The 19,242-nt window shown below is 59.3% G+C and carries 18 protein-coding genes; 13 read left to right on the plus strand and 5 right to left on the minus strand.

The genetic code is table 11. From position 1 onward, the window contains the following. Positions 1 to 13 precede the first annotated feature (13 nt). The 3 genes from HUS57_RS04780 to hflX all read left to right on the plus strand — a co-directional run bounded on the left by HUS57_RS04780 (position 14) and on the right by hflX (position 2,636). Positions 14 to 880: a D-amino-acid transaminase gene (locus tag HUS57_RS04780; protein WP_173931758.1), complete on the plus strand. Its 867-nt coding sequence runs from the start codon at positions 14 to 16 to the stop codon at positions 878 to 880. A gap of 127 nt (positions 881 to 1,007) precedes the next feature. Beyond that, positions 1,008 to 1,256 (plus strand): RNA chaperone Hfq, encoded by a 249-nt coding sequence (hfq, locus tag HUS57_RS04785; protein ID WP_173932282.1) that lies wholly within the window; start codon positions 1,008 to 1,010, stop codon positions 1,254 to 1,256. Continuing rightward, positions 1,257 to 2,636 (plus strand): GTPase HflX, encoded by a 1,380-nt coding sequence (gene hflX, locus HUS57_RS04790; RefSeq protein WP_246727737.1) that lies wholly within the window; start codon positions 1,257 to 1,259, stop codon positions 2,634 to 2,636. Between the two features lies 1 nt (position 2,637). Here hflX and mazG read toward each other — a convergent pair whose 3' ends face one another. Next, positions 2,638 to 3,447, minus strand: a complete 810-nt coding sequence (gene mazG / locus HUS57_RS04795; protein ID WP_173931759.1) for a nucleoside triphosphate pyrophosphohydrolase — start codon at positions 3,445 to 3,447, stop codon at positions 2,638 to 2,640. A gap of 937 nt (positions 3,448 to 4,384) precedes the next feature. Here mazG and HUS57_RS04800 point away from each other — a divergent pair. From HUS57_RS04800 to HUS57_RS04830, 7 genes are all read left to right on the plus strand, one after another. Further along, a complete protein-coding gene (locus HUS57_RS04800; RefSeq protein ID WP_173931760.1) occupies positions 4,385 to 5,593 on the plus strand; it encodes a thiamine pyrophosphate-dependent dehydrogenase E1 component subunit alpha in 1,209 nt (402 codons plus the stop codon). Positions 5,594 to 5,643: 50 nt separating this feature from the next. Continuing rightward, complete coding sequence (locus HUS57_RS04805) at positions 5,644 to 6,621, plus strand: transketolase C-terminal domain-containing protein (RefSeq protein WP_173931761.1); 978 nt, start codon at positions 5,644 to 5,646, stop codon at positions 6,619 to 6,621. 93 nt (positions 6,622 to 6,714) lie between these two features. After that, entirely contained in the window at positions 6,715 to 7,011 is a 297-nt protein-coding gene (locus HUS57_RS04810; RefSeq protein ID WP_173931762.1) for a type II toxin-antitoxin system MqsA family antitoxin, read from the plus strand. A gap of 12 nt (positions 7,012 to 7,023) precedes the next feature. After that, on the plus strand, positions 7,024 to 7,452 hold the full coding sequence (locus HUS57_RS04815) for a hypothetical protein (RefSeq protein ID WP_173931763.1): 429 nt from the start codon (positions 7,024 to 7,026) through the stop codon (positions 7,450 to 7,452). Beyond that, complete coding sequence (locus HUS57_RS04820) at positions 7,449 to 7,883, plus strand: hypothetical protein (RefSeq protein ID WP_173931764.1); 435 nt, start codon at positions 7,449 to 7,451, stop codon at positions 7,881 to 7,883. Before HUS57_RS04815 ends, HUS57_RS04820 begins: the two co-directional genes overlap by 4 nt. A 49-nt stretch (positions 7,884 to 7,932) precedes the next feature. Beyond that, entirely contained in the window at positions 7,933 to 9,378 is a 1,446-nt protein-coding gene (locus HUS57_RS04825; protein WP_173931765.1) for an MBOAT family O-acyltransferase, read from the plus strand. Positions 9,379 to 9,494: 116 nt separating this feature from the next. Further along, positions 9,495 to 10,472 carry a hypothetical protein gene (locus tag HUS57_RS04830; protein ID WP_173931766.1) on the plus strand — a complete coding sequence of 326 codons (978 nt, stop codon included), beginning with the start codon at positions 9,495 to 9,497 and terminating at the stop codon, positions 10,470 to 10,472. 341 nt (positions 10,473 to 10,813) lie between these two features. On the opposite strand, the gene HUS57_RS04835 is transcribed toward HUS57_RS04830, so the two are convergent. From HUS57_RS04835 to dsbD, 3 genes are read right to left on the minus strand one after another with little or no spacing between them, the layout of a single operon-like run. Beyond that, the gene (locus HUS57_RS04835; RefSeq protein WP_173931767.1) at positions 10,814 to 11,419 is read right to left on the minus strand and encodes a DsbA family protein; all 606 of its coding nucleotides are present in this window, start codon (positions 11,417 to 11,419) and stop codon (positions 10,814 to 10,816) included. Positions 11,420 to 11,439: 20 nt separating this feature from the next. After that, positions 11,440 to 12,246 (minus strand): TlpA disulfide reductase family protein, encoded by an 807-nt coding sequence (locus HUS57_RS04840; RefSeq protein WP_173931768.1) that lies wholly within the window; start codon positions 12,244 to 12,246, stop codon positions 11,440 to 11,442. A 1-nt stretch (position 12,247) separates the two neighbouring features. Next, positions 12,248 to 14,047: a protein-disulfide reductase DsbD gene (dsbD, locus tag HUS57_RS04845; protein ID WP_173931769.1), complete on the minus strand. Its 1,800-nt coding sequence runs from the start codon at positions 14,045 to 14,047 to the stop codon at positions 12,248 to 12,250. Positions 14,048 to 14,195: 148 nt separating this feature from the next. Here dsbD and HUS57_RS04850 point away from each other — a divergent pair, with 148 nt between their 5' ends. Genes HUS57_RS04850 through HUS57_RS04860 form a run of 3 tightly spaced genes read left to right on the plus strand, consistent with a single transcriptional unit; the run spans position 14,196 to position 16,996 of the window. Beyond that, positions 14,196 to 14,939 carry a L,D-transpeptidase gene (locus HUS57_RS04850; RefSeq protein WP_246727778.1) on the plus strand — a complete coding sequence of 248 codons (744 nt, stop codon included), beginning with the start codon at positions 14,196 to 14,198 and terminating at the stop codon, positions 14,937 to 14,939. Between the two features lie 54 nt (positions 14,940 to 14,993). After that, on the plus strand, positions 14,994 to 15,659 hold the full coding sequence (locus HUS57_RS04855) for a response regulator transcription factor (RefSeq protein WP_173931770.1): 666 nt from the start codon (positions 14,994 to 14,996) through the stop codon (positions 15,657 to 15,659). After that, entirely contained in the window at positions 15,656 to 16,996 is a 1,341-nt protein-coding gene (locus HUS57_RS04860; protein ID WP_173931771.1) for an ATP-binding protein, read from the plus strand. Before HUS57_RS04855 ends, HUS57_RS04860 begins: the two co-directional genes overlap by 4 nt. A 1,001-nt stretch (positions 16,997 to 17,997) precedes the next feature. Here HUS57_RS04860 and chrA read toward each other — a convergent pair. Next, complete coding sequence (gene chrA / locus HUS57_RS04865; protein ID WP_173931772.1) at positions 17,998 to 19,242, minus strand: chromate efflux transporter; 1,245 nt, start codon at positions 19,240 to 19,242, stop codon at positions 17,998 to 18,000.

Below are 19,242 nucleotides of genomic sequence, written 5' to 3' on the forward strand. Positions count from 1 at the left end.
TGAGGAGAGCGAAATGCCGCGCATCGCCTATGTCAACGGACGTTATGTCCGCCACGCAGACGCCGCCGTACATATCGAAGACCGGGGCTATCAATTCGCCGACGGTGTCTATGAGGTATGCGAAATCTCCGGCGGCTTCATCATGGACATGACGCGGCACCTTGATCGTCTTGACCGTTCGTTGCGCGAACTGAAGATCGATTGGCCCCTGCACCGCCGGGCGCTGGAGTTTGTCATGCGCGAAGTGGTTCGGCGCAATGGTGTGCGCGATGGTCTTGTATATTTGCAGGTTACCCGCGGCGTCGCCCCTCGCGATCACGCCTTCCCCCCGCCCGGCATCCGTCCTGCCCTGGTGGTGACGGCCAAGCGGGTTGCTCCGCATATTGCGGCAATGCGGGCAGAGAGTGGTGTCAAGGTGATCACGGTACCGGAGAACCGTTGGGAGAGGGTGGACATCAAGACTGTGGGCTTGCTGCCCAATGTGCTTGCGAAGCAGAAGGCGCGTGAAGAAGGAGCAGCGGAAGCCTGGTTCGTCGACAACGAAGGCTTTGTAACTGAGGGTTCTTCCACCAATGCATGGATCGTCACCGCAGACGGCAAGCTCGTCACTCGCCCCGCTGAATTAGGAATTCTTCGCGGTGTAACGCGAACGACGCTGATGGATGTCGCAGCGAAACTGAACCTCGACGTCCAAGAACGAGCCTTCTTGGTGGAGGAGGCGAAGGGAGCACGCGAAGCTTTCATCACGTCCGCCACAAGCGTGGTGACGCCGGTGGTCGAGATAGACGGACAGACGGTCGCCAATGGCCGGCCAGGTTCCGTCGCACTGTCTCTACGGCAGGCATTTTTTGACGTTGCGGAAAAGCTCCCTGCCTGTTAACGACCTTTGGGGCTGGTAAAGAGAGCTTGCCGGCCGGGTGCGGATGCAAGGGCAGTCACCGCGCTTGACTGACGGGGCGATATTTGCGCTACTTGCCCGAAGCGCAGGGGATGGTGAAATAAAAACAATGGCGGAACGTTCCCAGAATTTGCAAGATTTGTTCCTGAACACCGTTCGTAAGAGCAAGAACCCGTTGACGATCTTTCTTATCAACGGTGTTAAACTTACAGGCGTCGTCACATCATTCGACAATTTCTGCGTCCTCCTACGTCGGGATGGCCACTCGCAGCTCGTCTATAAACATGCCATTTCCACGATCATGCCGAGCCAGCCCGTGCAGCTGTTCGATCCGGAGGAAAGCAGCCGGGAAGGTTAATTGGCGAACAAGAACCATGCAGCCGAGAATGGCGATACGGACGAACTTACTCGTGCCGTCGTCGTAGTCCCCGTGCATACGGGCCGACAGCGCGCATCGTCAGATGACGGTGGCTCCAAGCCGCGAATGGCTCTTTCTCCCCAGGCAAAGCTCGAGGAAGCGATCGGGCTTGCCGAGGCAATCGATCTCAAAATCGTTCACAGCGAAGTGGTGCAGATTGCTGCACCGCGGCCTGCAACCCTGATAGGCAAGGGGAAGGTAGAGGCTCTTTCGAAGATTGTGGACGAGACCGATACCGAACTCATCATTGTCGATCACCAGCTAACCCCCGTGCAGCAGCGCAATCTTGAGCGCGAGTTGAAGGCTAAGGTGCTTGATCGCACCGGTCTTATCCTGGAGATCTTTGGCCGGCGCGCCCGCACGAAGGAGGGGCGGCTGCAGGTCGACCTTGCGCATCTGGAATACCAGCGCGGACGCCTCGTCAGAAGCTGGACCCATCTGGAGCGTCAGCGCGGGGGCGGCGGTTTCATGGGGGGCCCGGGCGAAACACAGATCGAAGCGGACCGCAGGCTTCTTCAGGATCGCATCGTGCGCATCAGGAGGGAACTGGAGACTGTCCGCCGTACACGAGAGCTTCACAGGTCCAAACGACGCAAGGTGCCGTTTCCGGTGGTCGCTATCGTCGGCTACACGAATGCCGGTAAGTCCACGCTATTTAACAGGCTGACAGGCGCATCTGTCCTTGCCGAGGATATGCTTTTTGCCACACTCGACCCGACATTGCGGCGGGTTCGCTTTCCGTATGGAACGGAGGTGATCCTGTCAGACACGGTCGGCTTCATTTCCGATCTGCCGCCGCATCTGGTCGCCGCATTCCGCGCCACGCTGGAGGAGGTGGTCGAGGCCGACCTCATCATTCACTTAAGGGATATCTCCGATCCCGACACGGCGGCTCATGCCAGGGATGTGGAGGACGTGGTGGCAAGTCTCGGCGTGGATGTCTCCGATAGCCAGCGCGTCATCGAGGCATGGAACAAGATCGATCTTCTGAACGAGGCTGAGCGCGAGCGGCTTTTGCACGACGAGGTCAACAAGCGTCCGCCGGTCGCAATTTCCGCGGAGACTGGGGAGGGGATTGACGACCTTCTGACCGTGATCGAGGAGCGTTTGTCAGGGCCCGTAGAGGAATTTTCTTTCACGCTGGGGTCGAATCAGCTCGGTCTGGCCGATTGGATATACCAGCATGGCGAGGTGAGGGAGCGGACGGACCAGGATGATGGAAGCGCCTCATTCCGCGTCAGGGCGACGGCAGCTACACGGGAACAGATCATTCGCAAGCTGTCCGGCAATGAGAAGGGAAGTGGGGCAACGGGTAGGTAGGTTACCTGTCTTTCTCCCGCTGCCATAGGGCTTCCATTTCTTCCAGTTGCGCCTGTTCGAGGCTTTTTCCTTTCGCCTTCAGGCCGCGTTCTATCGCATGAAAGCGGCTGCGGAACTTGTCATTGGCCCCACGCAGCGCGGCTTCGGGATCGATCTGGAGATGGCGTCCTAGGTTCACGATGGCAAAAAGCAAATCGCCGAACTCTTCAGCGATGGCTTCATACTGGCCATTGTCCATTGCCTCGCGCAATTCGCCGATCTCCTCCTCGATCTTATCGAGAATTGGTCTTGCCTCTCCCCAATCGAAGCCGACGCGCGCTGCCTTTGCCTGTAGCTTAAGAGCACGGGTGAGGGCGGGCAAAGCTACCGTCATATCGTCGAGATAGCCTTGAGGACCGTCAGTTCCTCCATCGTCCCCTGCGCGTCGCGCCTTCTTCTCTTCGGCCTTGATGCGTTCCCACATTCCCTTCGCCATGCCCGCCTGCTGTGCATCCATGTCTCCGAAGACATGCGGGTGGCGACGAATCATCTTGGACGTGATGGCTTCCACCACATCGCCGAAATCGAAGCTGCCTTCTTCCTCCGCCATGCGCGCATGGAAGACCACCTGCAGGAGGAGGTCACCCAATTCTTCGCGCAGATCCCGCATGTCGTTGCGTTGAATGGCGTCGAGAACCTCGTAAGCTTCCTCGATCGTGTAGGGTGCGATGCTGGAGAAATCCTGCTCCACATCCCATGGGCAACCGCTCTCGGGATCGCGCAGTGCAGCCATGATTTCGATCAACCGGGCTATATCCCTCGAAGGCTTCATGAAAACTCCATCCGTGTGGACCATACAGGCTGCCGCAATGATACCGGCCCCCTGCCGCTTCAACCACATTTGAGCATACAACGCCACGTTCGACGACCACCGTCATCGCCGGCAACAGGATTGCGGCACGCTCTGCAATCTTGCAAAAGTTGGCATCTGGGTAAAAGGACCTGGCCGCAAATGCTGCCTGCGGACGGTGCGTCTTCGACCGGTGCGGCCATCTTCCTTAACACCGATCGCTATGGCAGATCGTGTAAGAAAGCGCCGCCCGCCACTCGGCTTCCCCCGTCAATGCACCGAAGCAAGACGAGGATGATACCGCAGGCTAGAATGTTAGGCTTCCGCCTTCCCACTGCTTATTACATACTTGAGTAAATTCGCCTCAAAGCAAAGGAGCCATCTATGATCCGTTGGTCCGTTGCCACGCTCTCTCTGTTGTCAGCAACGACTTCCGCCTATGTCGAAACCGGTTCGCCTGTTAAGAACTGCGCTGTTGATCCAGCTCCATCGGCTTGGCACTCCATAAAAACCGCTCCTAAGGACAAGACTATACTTCTAGGCCTGCTTACCGAAGATGGATTTCTCCAGGGAATTGGCTATTGGGAGGTACGTGACGAGCTTGGGGCTGGCATTTGGTCAACGCAGGAGTGGTGGGGGCAGCCACCCACCCATTGGTCTCCGATTCCATCGCCGCCTAATACAGCGGTTATGCCTTAGATACCTATAACGTGCTCTGGTCCAAGTGTTGGTATCTAACTGGACTACTATCATGTTCCCCGGTTCAAGATTCATTGCCTTGACAGAAGTGGTTATGTAGGTCAGCCTGAGATGACAGCCTTCTGCAGGAGAGAAGGTTTAGCTTAGATATAGCGAGATCTTCCTTCCTGAAAGAACACGCTGTTGATCAACAGGCGTTGGTCCAAGAGGAGGAGACTCGATGTCCGACACCTTGCATGTATCCGAGAAATCGACAGTAAGTAATCAGGAACGCGATAAGCAACCCGGTATGCGGCGGCGCACGTTCCTGAAGACCCTAGGCGGGGTTGCCGCCGGGGTTGGCATTATGTCGAAAATTGATCTGGCCCACGCAGCCAATGGCTGGAATGCCGGGGCCCTGGATCAGCTGTCCAATGAACAGCTGGTCGATATGTACGATAAAATGCTGAAGTCGCGCTGGTGGGAGGAGCTTCTTAAAGACGCTTGGCTGGCAGGCGAGGACGACCTTTACGGCTATGTTCATCTGAGCATTGGTCAGGAAGCCGTCTCAATAGGTGCGATCGCAGCGCTCAACGAAGACGACTTCATCGCCTCAACGCACCGCGGTCATGCGCAACTAATCGCCAAGGGCGGCGACCTGAACAAGATGTCCGCCGAAATCTGGTTCAAGAGCACCGGCTACAACAAGGGCTATGGCGGCTCGATGCACATTACCGACACGTCGAAGGGCATCCTTGGCATGAACGGTATCGTCGGGTCCTCGCATATCCTTGCCGCGGGCGCTGCCTATGGCATCAAGGTCCGGGGCACCCAGCAGGTTTCCGTAGCCTTCGGCGGCGACGGGTCGGTCAACCAGGGGTGGTTCTACGATGCGCTCCGGAACGGCGCCCTCTACAAACTGCCATTGATCATTATCATTGAGAACAATGGCTGGCAGGTCTCCAACCCGACGGAGAACACCAACCCGCTGAAGGACCTCGCCACGATGGCGAAAGGATTCGAAGTGCCGGGTTACGTGGTGGACGGGCAGGATGCGCTCGCCGTCTATTCGGTGACCAAGCAGGCTGTCGAAAGAGCCCGCAATGGCGAAGGGCCGACGCTCATCGAGGCCAAGACCTATCGCTTCTACGACCACGCGATGTTCGCCGGAGCAAAGGTCGGGCAGTTCGGCGCGTTCGGGCTTCCATACCGGTCGGACAAGGACGTCCATGCGTGGATCGCCAATGACCCGATCGAGAAATTCCGGGCTACATTGATTGCACTCGGTGTGCTCACCAACGAACAGGCAGACGAAATGGTGCAGAAGGTCAAGGATGAGGTACTGGCATCCTTTGACTACGCGCGCCAGAGCCCTGATCCAGACGAGGATGCAGGCCTTGCCAATGTTTACGCTGAAGGGAAGGTCGCGGCGAGCCAGTTCTTCGCCTGACAAACCCTCACCACACCGTTGCACTCTAATTTAAGGAGCTGTGAAGAGCCATGGCACCGAAACCCGGTACATATGCGATACTGGAAGCAGTTCAGCATGAAATGCGCGCTCAACCCCACCTGACTTTCTGGTGGCAGAGCAGCAAGCCCGTAGCGGTCAGCCCCATGGGGCAGGTCATCGACCTGTTCGCGGAGTTTGGCGATCCGCGAGTCCCCTTCGGTACTGCGATCAACGAAGAATGGTACATCGGCGCTGCGGCAGGCGCCGCCATGTCAGGTGTACCCACCATTGCACGCACACCGTCAATGACCCCGGTCAGGGCATTTGACCTTGTGTTCAACCAGATCGGCAAGCTTCGCCATATGACAGGCGGACAGGCTCATATGCCGCTCGTCATCTGGCAGGACGGCGCAGGCCGTGCTGCAGGTCCGGCGGGACAGCACGCAGACGCAGGACAGGAGTCGCTCTATGCCGCTCTGCCAGGCGTCAAGGTGGTCGTTCCAGCAGACCCGTACGATGCCAAGGGGCTGATGCATGCCTCGTTGCGGGATCCTGACCCGGTGATCTTTTTCCACTATGCCGAGATCAACGGCGTCCGGGTCGACGTCCCCGATGAGGCTTACGAAGTCAAGATTGGGGAGGCGATCACCCGTCAGGAAGGCAATGACATCACTATTGTTGGCTATGGACCGGCGGCAGTTGAGATCAACCGCGCAGTCGAAGGCCTCAAGGAAGCCGGCATTAGCGCCGAGATCATCGATCCAAGATCATTGAAGCCGCTGCCGATGGATACGATCCTCCAGTCCGTGCGTAAGACGGGCAGGCTCTTGGCGGTCGATCATGGTCACGAGACCCTTTGCGGCGCGACGGAGATAATCGCCCGTTGCGCGATCGGGGTGCCAGGCGCAAAGTTTGCCCGGCTTGCCTTCCCCGACGCACCGCCTCCAGGTGCGCGCAGGATGATCGAGTGGATGCGACCGGACGCGCCCAAGATCGTAGAGGCTGCAAGAAAGCTCGTGGCAGCATAAGCCACCTAGCATTGTCTTGCCGGGGGCGGCGCATCCGCCCCCGCTTTCCGAACTGTCATTACAATTCAACCCTAGTGCCAGAAAGTGAATGGCGTGCCCGAAGCAAATGGTTCTTCGCCGCAGTGCGGCAGTTGCGGCGGAAAGTTGGAAGACAAGCTCGTCGACGTCACGATGTGGACAGGTCGCGGCCTTGTCGTCATCGAGAATGTACCCGCACAGGTCTGCCAAGACTGCCAGGAGCAGTTCTATGAAAAAGACGCAGCCATGAAGATCCAGGAGTTGGTCAGCCAGGGCTTTCCGAGCAGCCGACTCGTTCGAGAAATCAAGGTGCCAATCTACTCGCTAAAAGAGGGAGCAACACCCGCGCTGCCTGAAGACCACGGGATTTAGGAGAAGATAAACGTGACAAGGCGTACCCAAGTCTCCCTTTCCAGGAGAGCAATCGCGTTCCTGGGGGGTGCCACTGCCCTTCTTGCTGCATATGTGGGGCAATCCACTTTTGCTACTGCGCAGGGCGTCGATATTGAAGCAGTATTCAATTGTTCGGCCGACGGCCCGTTAGGACCGCAGACACCGGAGGAATGCGCTACCGCGCGTGAGCTGGTGCTCACCAATTGCACCGGCTGCCACACCTTTGTACCGATTGTGAAAGCTCGGAAGGATGATGGCGCGTGGAACGCGACACTTCAATCTCATCGGGCGCGCCTGCCTGAAGTGAGCGATGAGGATTATGAAAAGTTAGCAGTCTTTCTGAAGGCCCACTACAACCCCGAAAACGAGCCGCCACAGCTTCCTCCTGAACTTGAAGCGTTAGGGGATATTCCACAGTGAGACCATCCGATCAGAAAATGGGTGTTGGTGCAGCAAGATCCGCTCTCCTTTCGGGTCTTGTGGCACTCGTTGCTTTGGGATTGTCACCTCTTGCTCAATTTGGCGCGCACATGGCTGCGGCGCAGCAGCTTGATCTGGAAAAGATCTTCACCTGTGAGGATCAGTCCACGTTGCCGCTGGATGAATGCAATGTGGGGCGGGAGCTTGTTACCACGAATTGCGTTGCCTGCCATGCATTCGTGCAGATCGTTCTGCGCCAGTATGATGAAGGTGGCTGGAAGAGCCTGCTGAACCGCCACAGGGAACGTGTGTCGCACCTATCGGATGAAGAGGTCGAGACCATTCGGCACTATCTGGCGGCGAAGTTCAATCCGGAGCGTGAGCCACCCGAACTGCCTCCCGAGATCATCGAAGCATTGACCGATTACTGATCCGAAAGGCTACGTCTAACCCAGCCACGATCGAAAAACAGGTCGAGCGGTGCTGTTCAATTCCTTTGCTTTCCTGGGTTTCCTGGCGCTGGTGGTGGCAGCTTATTATGTGTTGCCCCACCGCTGGCGCTGGTTGCTGTTGCTGGTTGCAAGCGGATATTTCTACAGCACCTTTCAACCTGCCTATCTGTTGCTGCTCGCTTACGCGACCGGCGTCGCTTATCTCGTGGGACTGGGACTGACGGGGCGAGGTGGAACGCGATTTGGCCGGATCCTGCTGGCTTTGGGCGTTATAGGGGAGCTGTCCGTCCTCGCCCTGTTCAAATATTTCGATTTTCTGGCCGCATCCATTGAGGGGGCCTTCGGCTGGCTGGCATTGTCAGCCGAGCCAATCGCGCTGCCCCGGCTGGAATTTCTGCTGCCGGCCGGGCTTTCCTTTTATGTATTTTCCGCAATCAGCTACCTGGTGGATGTCCGGCGCGGATCGATACCTCCGGAGCGCCATTTCGGAAAACTAGCGCTATACATTGCCTTTTTCCCCAAGCTCCTTGCCGGGCCGATCGAGCGGGCAGGGCCCTTCTTGGCCCAACTTGAGCAGAAAGCGCGCTTTGAGCCTGCGGTGTTCACCTTCGGTCTGCAGCTCTTGCTCTGGGGCATGTTCAAGAAGGTGGTGATTGCCGACAGGCTCGCCGCATTCGTGGATGCCGGCTTCAGCAGCCCGGACTTTCAATCACCTGCCACCGTGCTGGTCGCAGTCTACTTCTACGCTTTCCAGATCTACTGCGATTTCTCCGGCTATTCCGACATGGCCATCGGTGCTTCCGCCCTGTTCGGGATCAAGCTGATGGAGAATTTCCGCCGGCCCTATTTCGCGAAATCCGTGCCGGAATTTTGGAGCCGCCGTTGGCACATTTCCTTGATGGCCTGGTTCCGCGACTATGTTTACATCCCGCTCGGTGGCAACCGTGTGTCTACGGCGCGCTGGTACGCCAACGTAATGATCGTTTTCTTGATCAGCGGTCTGTGGCACGGCGCGAATTGGACCTTCGTCGTTTGGGGTGGGCTTAATGGCCTTTACCAGATTGTCTATCTCATGCTTGGCGGCCTACGTACGCGGGTTGCTGCGCTGCTGCCCGCATGGCTTTGGAACACCTTGGCCGTCCTCCTCACATTCCACCTGATCACGCTTTCCTGGATATTCTTCCGCGCGGACAGCTTTGCCCAGGCCTGGGCGGTGATCGGACGAATTCAGGGTTCGCTGCTCCAGATGCCGACCTTGCTCGCTGCCCATCCTTGGACGGGCGAATTCTGGCTGGCGCTTGGGCTGATCGTGTTCCTCATCGGCTTCGAAGCGCTGGATGAGAAGCGCGGCCTCTGGCAATGGCTGGAGAAACGGCCGGTAGCCCTGCGATGGGGCTTCTACTACACGGTCCTGGCCTGCCTCGTTGTTGTCGGCCAGTGGGGGTTGAGCGAATTTGTCTATATGCGATTCTAGCATGGCCCGAATAGGGGACGTGCCGGGGAGGGGGCAACTTCAGTTAGCTGCGGGATCAGGCGAAGAAATGAACAGGGCTGCGTACCGCATCGGAGAGGTAGAAAAGGCTGTCCCGAATGGTGCTTGAAAAGGTGAAAGATTCGGAACAGGCCCGCGAGGGAGCGAAAGGCAATTCAATCCTTCGGCAGTGGGGTGCTTTCGTACTTGTCGGCCTGGTGCTTTATCTTTGCCTCTATGTCTGGTCCGAGCATCTCGTCGAATCCTACGGCGAGAAGAACCGCTTCTTCATGATCAACTCAATGCCGAGCCAGCATTTCGATGTTGTCGTGCTTGGCGCTTCGCATGCCATGCCGCTCGACTTCGAAGACATGAATGAGCGGCTGGAGGCGGCGAGTGGCGCGAAAATCATGAACCTTTCGACGGAAGGGGCCGGCATACTTCCGAACCGCCTGCTTCTGGATTACTTTCTCAAGCGTCACAGTGCCTCGCACGTGATGATGGTTGTGGATTCCTTCGCCTTCTATTCACCGCAGTGGAACGAAGAGCGGCTGGACGATGCAAGCTTGCGCAGGGCGCCCTTCGACCCGGCACTGATCAGAACGCTCTGGAGTTACCCATGGGCACGCCGGCTCCTTCCCGTTTATGTGTCAGGCTTCGGAAAAATTAACAATCCAGACCGTTTTGCGCCCGATATTCCGGACGCCGAGCGGGACTTTACGCGTACCTATCGCCCGATTGCTCAGATTGACCGCCGGCGGGTGCAGTATCTTTATCCCGAAAACCCCGATCCCGGGATTCTGGCGCACTACGGGGAGGAGTTCCGCGATCTGGCCAGACTGGTTCGCCAGCACGGAATGGAACTGGTTACGGTTGAGCTGCCAACACCTGAGCGTTATCGCGAGTTGCTGCCCTACGAAGCCGACTTCGAGCAATTCCTCCAGCCATTGCTTCAGGAGGAGGGGATCGAACACTATGATCTGTCTGAGACGCTGCCGGAGGACGACTACTACTACGACACCGATCATCTCAATCGGGACGGCGCGCTAAAGGTTATCGACGAGCATCTGGCCGAACTCATTAGCGCTATCAGGTAAGCGTCTGCGCACTTTGGCAGATTGCGTGCGTCGTGTTCTCCGAAAGCGAAAGGAAGCTTTTGGAAGCGGTTTACGCGCCCTTGGACGGGTACATCCGCATTACAACTTCAACAAGTTCAGTCTACCGCTTCACCCTGGTTTTTCTTGAGGAAATTGCAGGTGGTATGCACCATGTTCACTAAACGCCGAGGCTTCGGCGGCCATCAGGACGGGCGCCAGACTGACTATGTTATGACGAACGTTCCGCCGGATTATAGGGCCGTGCACCACCCGTGCTTCCTGCCGTTTCGCGCCAGCTCGCATCATCCACTGACCGTGCAGCTGTAATTTGCCGCCTCTGCTCAGTTTTGACGCGCTGCAGCGATGGCGTCGATGAGCCCTTGGCGGTCCATCGCGCCGTGGTAGATGCGGGTGCCGACGATGAAGGCCGGGGTGCCGCCGAAGCCGAAGGCGTTCGCCTGATCCATATTGCGCGCGATGATGCCGTCAACGCGTTCCATGTCCTTCCGGAACGCCTCCCATAAGGCCTTGGGGTCGAGGCCCGCCCCTGCGATGGCGGCATCGACATCCTCCTTTTTGAGCCTGCCAGGCGTTGCCATCACGGCGTTCAGCGCTTTCTCGTAATTCTCGCCGGCAGCAAGCACCAGGCTTGACGCGTGAAGCGAAGCGCCACCGAAAATCGGCCAGTCCTTCATCACAAGCCGCACGTTTCCATCCTGCCGCACCACGTCCAGCAACTCTTCATGACCGCGCTTGCAGAAGGGGCACTGGTAGTCGAAGTACTCGGCGATCGTCACGTTCCCGTCGGGATTGCCCAGGGCGGGAATCTGCGGATCGAACAGCACTTCCTCCACGGTCGGATAGGATTGCGCCAGAGCAGGCCGCGTGAGCGCCGCAATGGCGGCGCCTGCGGCTGTCGTCTTGAGCAGGTCTCGTCTGTTCAACATTCTTCTACTCCTTTCCTTGGTCAGTCATTCTCGGTCAGCAGTCCGGAAATTCGCGATTGCAGCGCCTCGCGCGAGATCTCGCCGAGATGCGCGTGCCTGAGCACTCCGTCCGTGCCGATGAAAAGGGTGGCGGGCAGCCCCGGAGCGCCGTAGTGGCGGGCAAGTTCGCCGAATGAATCCAGCAGCACGTGGTCGAGAGAAATCCCGTTTTCGGTGAGATAACGTTCGATGGCGTCCCGGCCCTCGCCCTGGTTGGCGAACACGAACTCGGCTCCTTCCGTGGACCTCGCCACGTCGGCCATCATCGGCATCTCGCGCCGGCAGGGCGGACACCAGGTCGCCCAGAGATTGATGACCATCGGCTTTCCGGGTGCCGCGGTCAGCGAGTAGGTGTCGTCGGAAAGCGTCCGGTATGCGCTGGCCGGGAGCGCGATCGCCTGCGTTCCCCCGGTCAGTTGCCACGCCGTATTCCAGACCATGAGGCCCAGCGCCAAGGGCAACATGGCCCAGAGGCGCAGCCGAGCGGAGCGCAGCACAAGGAAGACGCTCAGGGCGACTGCGGCAAGCGCAGCCACCCAGCTGAAGCCTCCCTCCCACAGGGCAAAGATGCGCAGCGGCTCGCCAACGAAGTTCCGCCAATGTTGAGCCACGTGCCCTAAACGAGCCGCCGCGATGCCGCCGAGCAGGACCCACCATGACCAGACATGAAAACGGTCGTCGATCCGGCTCGTAATGATGCCCGTCACGAGAATGAAGGTGACGACGCCCAGGGTGACCGCAAAGCGGTCGGCAGCCAGTACGAGCGGTCCAAGGGAAACAGCATTCATGTCAGTACCCCGCCAGCCGGGCAGCAGACGCAGTCAGGGAATTGACGCTCACATTGCCGACGAGCCGGGTTCCGGCAATCTCGCGCGCGTTCGCGTCGAAGAACAGCATGGTTGGAGGCCCGGCCACGCGGAGCTGCCTCATCAGTTCGGCGTCCCGCGCGTCAAAATCAGTCACGTCCGCCTTCAAGAGCCGGAAGCCTGAAAGGGCTTCCCGCACGCCCGCGTCAGGAAGCACTCCGCGCTCGATGCTCCGGCACGTAACGCACCAGTCGGCCGTAAAGTAGACCAGCGTCGGCATGCCTGCCGCGTCCATCTTCGCCTGGAGATCAGCGGCCGACGTGACGGAGCCGAAGTCAAGGTCCCTGCTGACGGCAGAGGCCTGCCCGCGATCCGCGAACACTGCAAGAGGCGTGAGCGGGTCGGTCGCCCCGGCAGCGGCTCCGATCATGAGAATTGCGCCATAAATCAGCGAAATGGTTCCCAATGCACGTCCTGCCGTCAGCGCAAGGCCGCGCGGCAGAATGGCCGAGAATGCATAGCTCGCAACGCCGATCAACAGGACCGCCCATAGCGCGAGATCGACGCCCGCTGGAACGAGCGGCGTCGCCAGCCATATGGCTGTTCCCAAAAACGCGAAGCCGAAGGCACGCTTGACTTGTTCCATCCAGGCGCCTGCGCGCGGCAGAGCCTTGCCGCCAAAGGCGCCGAGAACGAGGAGCGGCAGTCCCTTTCCGATTCCAAGCGCGAAAAGAGCCGCCGCACCGAGCGCAGTGTCGCCTGTCTGCGCGATGTATAGCAGTGCGCCCGCGAGCGGAGCGGTAACGCAGGGGCCGACGATAAGCGCGGACGAGAAGCCGAGGGCGGCAGCCGAACCAGTCGATCCTCCCCGCCTGCCCGTGCGCGCCGCGATCCAACTCGTCCAAGCCGAGGGAAGCTGGAGCTCGAACAGCCCGAACATGGAAAGCGCCAGGCCGATGAATACCGCCACGATGACGCCTGTCGTCCAGGAGGATTGCAAGACCATCTGGAGGTTCTGGCCCGACCATCCAGCCGCAGCACCAAGCAGCGCGAACGCGGAAGCAAGGCCAATTACGTAAGCGGCGGAGAGGGCGAAGCCCCGCCCTGGAGTGAGGCGCTCGCCTTCCCGCGCCAAGGCTCCGGCCAGGATGGGATACATCGGAAACACGCATGGGGTGAAGGCGAGCAGCAGACCGAACAGCGTGAACATGCCCAGCATCAAGGCTATTCCGCCCTTGCCCAGGAGCGACTGGACAAGGCCCTCGTCCGCCGCAAGTTGAAAACCTGGAGACTCCAGCCCGCTCTTCGGCTCGACGGCGGGTTCCGAACTCCAGGCGACCTGAGCCCTCGTCATCGGCGTCGGGTTGGTGATCGCGAAGGTCACCGGATCAACCAGACGCCTCTCGGGGGCATAGCAGATGCCGTCCTCCTGGCACCCCTGATAGGAGATCTCGATGGGGTTGGATACGCGATCGGAAAGCACCGCCTCGGCACGACCGTAATAGATCTCGGAAGGTCCGAAGTTGGGATCGTCTTTTTGGAGGCCCGGCGGTGTCTCAACCGTCAGTGCCGCGCCGTCCGCGGCCCGCGCAGCGATCCTGTCGCGGTATAAGTAGTAGCCCTCGGCGATTTCCCACTCTATTTCGAGCGATCCGCCGGGACCTTGCGAAGCCGCGATCTTGAAAGCCTGATCCACGGGAAGCGGCTCATCGGCCACTGCGGCAGTAAGCGCAATGCCCAGGCTTGCGAGCACTGCCAGGATACCTGCCGCTGTCTTCTTCATTGCCCACTCCTTACGTCCCGTGCTGGAGGCAGAACCTCGTTCTTCGAGCCTACTGGGCGACGCAGCTTAAGGCAGCCTTAAGGTAGGAAGGCTTCAGAGCGTCACGGAAACTCAGGAGAGGCAGGCAATGACGCGCGATTTCGGAACCATGGCAATGCAAGGCGAAACGAAGATGGGCAGCAAGAATGTCGGACGACGATCGTTCCTGGTCGGAATAGGCGCTATGGCCGTATCCGGCTGCGTTGCAACCCCGCGCCAGGCGCCTGTGGTCAGCGTCGCGCCCGTACCAGCGCCGGCGGCCAAGCCCACTCCGGCGGTGCCGCCGATGTACTATGCAATGCCGCATGAGCGCTTTCCGATCCCCGCCGTCGACGTGACGCAGCTCGACGAGCGATTCTGGCGCACAGAGGTTGATTACCCAACGGATGAGAAGCCGGGAACTCTCATTGTCGATACGCCAGGCAAGTACCTATATCATGTGAAGCCGGGCGGCCGCGCGACCCGCTACGGCATCGGCGTTGGTCGGGACGGTTTCTCCTGGGCTGGACGTGCGATCATGGCCTACCGGCGCAAGTGGCCGCGCTGGACACCGCCCGATTCCATGGTCGCGCGGCAGCCTGAGCTCGAACCCTACAGCATTGCCAATGGGGGGATGGATCCTGGAATGAAAAACCCACTCGGCGCGCGGGCCCTCTACATCCACAAAGACGGCAAGGACACGCTTTACCGGGTCCACGGAACACCTGAAGCCTGGAGCATCGGCAAGGCCGTGTCCTCGGGCTGCATCCGTCTCGTCAACCAGGATGTTATTCATCTTCATGATGAGGTCCGCGATGGCAGCCCGATCGTGGTCATTCCCGATCCCGCCATGAAGCATCTTCTCGTTGGCTGACGCCACCAAACGGGCGGGATTTGATGCTCAGGAGCTTTCCATGGAATTCGATCAATGCGGATACTGGTAATCGAAGACGATCCGATGCTGCTCGACGGCCTCTCGGCAGGCCTCGGGCTTGCCGGCTTCACTGTTGATGCCGTCGCCACTTGCGAGGATGCCTTTGCTGCCCTCGAAACGCACAGCTATCGCGCCGTGGTCCTTGACCTGATGCTTCCGGATGGGTCTGGCCTCGATGTACTTCAATCCCTTCGCAGACGCCGGGACGCAACCCCGGTTGTCCTGCTTACCGCACGCGACCAGGTGGAAGACCGTATCGCCGGGCTCGACGCCGGCGCCGACGACTATGTCGGCAAGCCCTTTGATCTCGACGAACTAGCCGCACGGGTACGGGCGGCGGCGCGCCGCGGAGCGGGCCATGCCTCAGCGGTATTGGAATGGAGGGGCGTGGTTCTGGATCCGGCAGGGCAGACCGTCAACGCCGAAGGAAAACCGATTGCCCTGACCCGTCGGGAGTTCGGCGTCCTGCGAGCACTCATGGAACGCCCTGGCGCGACGGTTTCGAAGGCGGTGCTTGAGGAGACGCTTTACGGATGGCAGGAGGAAGTAGAAAGCAACGCCGTAGAAGTCCATATTCATAATCTCAGGACCAAACTCGGAACCAGCTTTATCAAGACGGTCCGGGGGCTGGGTTACAGGCTGGCGGAGGAACAGGCGTGAGGTCGATCCGGTCGCGGCTGCTCACCATCCTTATCGCCTCAACAGGATTGGTGTGGCTGTTGGCGGTGGCTTGGATTTACGTCAGCACACAAGCCGAAGTCGAGCGGGTGCTCGATGCGCGCCTCACCGAGGCGGCACGTATGGTCAACTCGCTGCTGGCAGAGCGGCGGATCGAAATTGCACTTCCTGATGTCGGCGATCTCCCCGCGACTGAGTTCCAGATCGAGGACCCCTCCTACGAACGTCAGTTGTCGTGCCAGATCTGGTCCCTAGACGGGCGGTTGGTGGGACGTTCGGAACATGCACCTGGCGACCGGCTCACGGATGCCGACAATGGGTTCTCCGAAAGCGTCGTGGACGGTGAGACGTGGCGCGTTTACGCGATCGAGAACGTAGCCTTGGGCGTGCGCGTCATGGTCGGGGACAGCATGGCGGTACGCAACCGCCTCGTCGGCGATGTCGTAAAAGGACTTGCAATTCCCGCGGCGCTGATCCTGCCGTTCCTCACCGGTGTCATCTGGGTCAGCGTCCGGCGCGGCATGTCGCCTCTGGTCCGGATGGCGGAGTCCCTGTCTTCGCGTTCGGCCACCGATCTGCGCCCGCTTCCCGATGAAAACTTGCCTGAGGAGATTGCGCCTGCCGTCCACGCTCTCAACGGGCTGTTCAGGCGGGTGGAGGACGCGCGCGAGCGCGAAAAGAGCTTTACGGCATTCGCCGCCCATGAACTGAAGACGCCATTGGCTGGACTGAAAACCCAGGCTCAGGTGGCGCTTGCGAGCCAGGACGGGGAGGTCCATGAAAATGCTCTTCGGCAGATTGCGGCCGGCGTTGACCGCACGTCAAGGCTTGTCCGTCAACTGCTCGATCTCGCCGCGATCGAGGCGACGGACAGAACCCCTGAGCTGCAGGAGGCACGCCTGCTCGAGCTCGTCAGGCGCGTTGCAGCCGAGACGCTTTCCGCGGAGCGACGGGTGAGGATCGAAGGAAGCGAGGACGCTTCCGGGCGGCTCGATCCGGTGCTTGTTACACTTGCACTTCGAAACATCCTGGAAAACGCTATCTGCCACTCGGATGGACAGGTTTCAGTCAGCATCGGCGAGACCTCAGCCGGCATCGAAATCGTGGTGGAAGATGAGGGACCCGGCATTCCCGTCGATGACCTGCCACGCGCGAGCGACCGGTTTTTCCGAGGGCGGACAAAGTGTTCATCCGGCAGCGGCCTCGGACTTTCAATTGCAAAGGAGGCGGTGGCTCGCATGGGAGGCACGTTGATATTGAGAAACCGGGAGCCACGTGGGCTCTCTGCCATACTATCGATCCCGACGCTCACGGAATGAGGAGCATCCGCCAGACTTGTTGGAATTCGAGTCTTAAGATGTCATCAAGGCATTTACGAACCCACTCAATGGTTAATCTTCCTCAGCTATTTGCCGCCGTAGCGATATTTTGAGCGATATTTATCGAGGGAGCGGGGTGCCCATGGTCTGACATCAGGCGCTATCATACAAGGGCGTAACCACGACGCGAGCGGTTTCACGATGGCCGGGTTTATGAAACCTGATAACAACATCCTTCATCTGAACAGCGCTTGATCGTTTTGCGGGTAGGGGAGGCAATCCGGTCCGGTCTATCCGCAGCGATCAAGTCAGCCACGCGGCGCGATCGCAGCCGACTCCGCTGATCAGCGGAGCACATATTGAAAGACGTCGAAATACTCGCAACAGACCCAGCACCAGAAGGCGGCACGCAAAAAAGCGGCCAGTGGAGATTGGGGCAGGGCCGACGTCACTGATCAGCCGCCACGATTGATCACCGGCCGTCTCTGTTATGCGGTAACGCTGGAGATGGCCCATAAAGCAGCGCGTGTGGACGTCGTCTGGACGATTCAAAATCCATAGATCCGGGCCGAACCGGCAGTCATGGCGGCGTCTGGCGCGGCAGGCGCAGTTCGGCCAGGTGGCACCATATTTCCGAACCGCGTGACCAGGCGGACCGATGGTTCATTTCGTGACAGACGAGGACACTCTTTTGCTTGCAACCCACAGGGAGGTTGTCGACGATGCGCACTGCTAAATAACAAGTCGCATAAGATATATTATGGAACTGGCAGCAGGATGCTGTAGGGCTTCGACAAGAGCTTTGATACTTGTCCATTGTTGCGATGGCAGGCTCGCCCCCTTCACCATGCAGCCGATTCTGCATTAAGTGGGCTCCACGTTGCATATGAGAACGGATCGCATTTTCCGTCGCAGACTTAGCGGGAATTGAGAGACTGTATGCGCAAATGCGTTGCGATCGACTAGGCCGATTATGCTTTGCGCATAAATGCGTCCGAACTTCAGTCGATTAGGATCCCACCTAATGCCGCGATCAGAACAACGTTCCAAGGCGGGCGTTTCCAGACCATCAGCAGCACGAAGCACGACATTGCCAGGGCGAAATCGTACGGCCCGCGAATGGCGTTGCTCCAGACCGGATCGTAAAGTGCAGCCGCAAGGATGCCGACGACGGCCGCATTGGTGCCTCGCATCATGGCTTGTGCAGACGGCTGCATGCGGAATGAATCCCAGAACGGAATAACTCCGAGCAACAGAAGGAATCCCGGCAGAAAAATGCTGGCAAGTGCAATGCCGGCCCCAAGAAAGCCGTTCGGCTCTGGGCCGAGTACCATTCCAAGATAGGCAGCAAAGGTGAAAAGCGGTCCCGGAATGGCCTGGGCAGCTCCGTATCCGGCCAGGAACGCATCTGCCGAAACCCAGCCCGAACGGACAATTTCAGTCTCCAGAAGCGGCAGTACTACATGGCCACCGCCGAAAACCAAGGCGCCGGCTCGATAGAAGGCGTCGAAAACGGCAACCCCTTGCCATGCTGTGGCGGAAGCCAGCAATGGCAGCCCTAAAAGCAGTCCGAAAAACAGCCCTAGCGAGATCAGCCCTGAGGCACGCGTGAGCGGAAAGCGGACATGGCTTGCAGCGCCGTCCCCAGCCCCAGACCGGCAGAGCCATAATCCGCCAAGGCCCCCTGCAAGAATGGCAGCGATCTGGCCCATGAAACCTGCGATAAAGATCACGATCAGTGCTGCCGCAAGCGCGATGCTCGCGCGCTCCCTATCAGGACAGAGGCTTCTTGCCATGCCCCACACGGCCTGCGCTACGATAGCGACCGCAACAACCTTCAGGCCGTGGAGGATTCCTGAGCCAACGGGGCCGCCGAACGTTGCCGCGCCTAATGCAAAGAGCACCAGAATGATTGCGGAAGGAAGCGTGAATGCCAGCCAGCCCGCTGCCGCGCCCAGTGGCCCTGCTCGCAGAAGCCCCAGCGCAAAGCCTACCTGACTCGATGCAGGTCCCGGGAGAAACTGGCACAACGCAACGAGATCCGCATAGCCCTTCTCGTTGAGCCAGCGCCGGCGGACCACAAACTCGTCCCGAAAGTAGCCAAGATGGGCGATGGGCCCGCCGAAGGATGTAAGCCCAAGCTTCAAAAAAGCAGCAAAGACCTCACCGAGCGCGCCCTTCTTTCTCCGCTGAGCTGAACTCGGTGCGTTTTCACCGTGATCGCTTTCATCGATCGGTTCAGGCAT

Source organism: Chelativorans sp. Marseille-P2723, from assembly GCF_902809845.1.
Classification (GTDB): Bacteria; Pseudomonadota; Alphaproteobacteria; order Rhizobiales; family Rhizobiaceae; genus Chelativorans.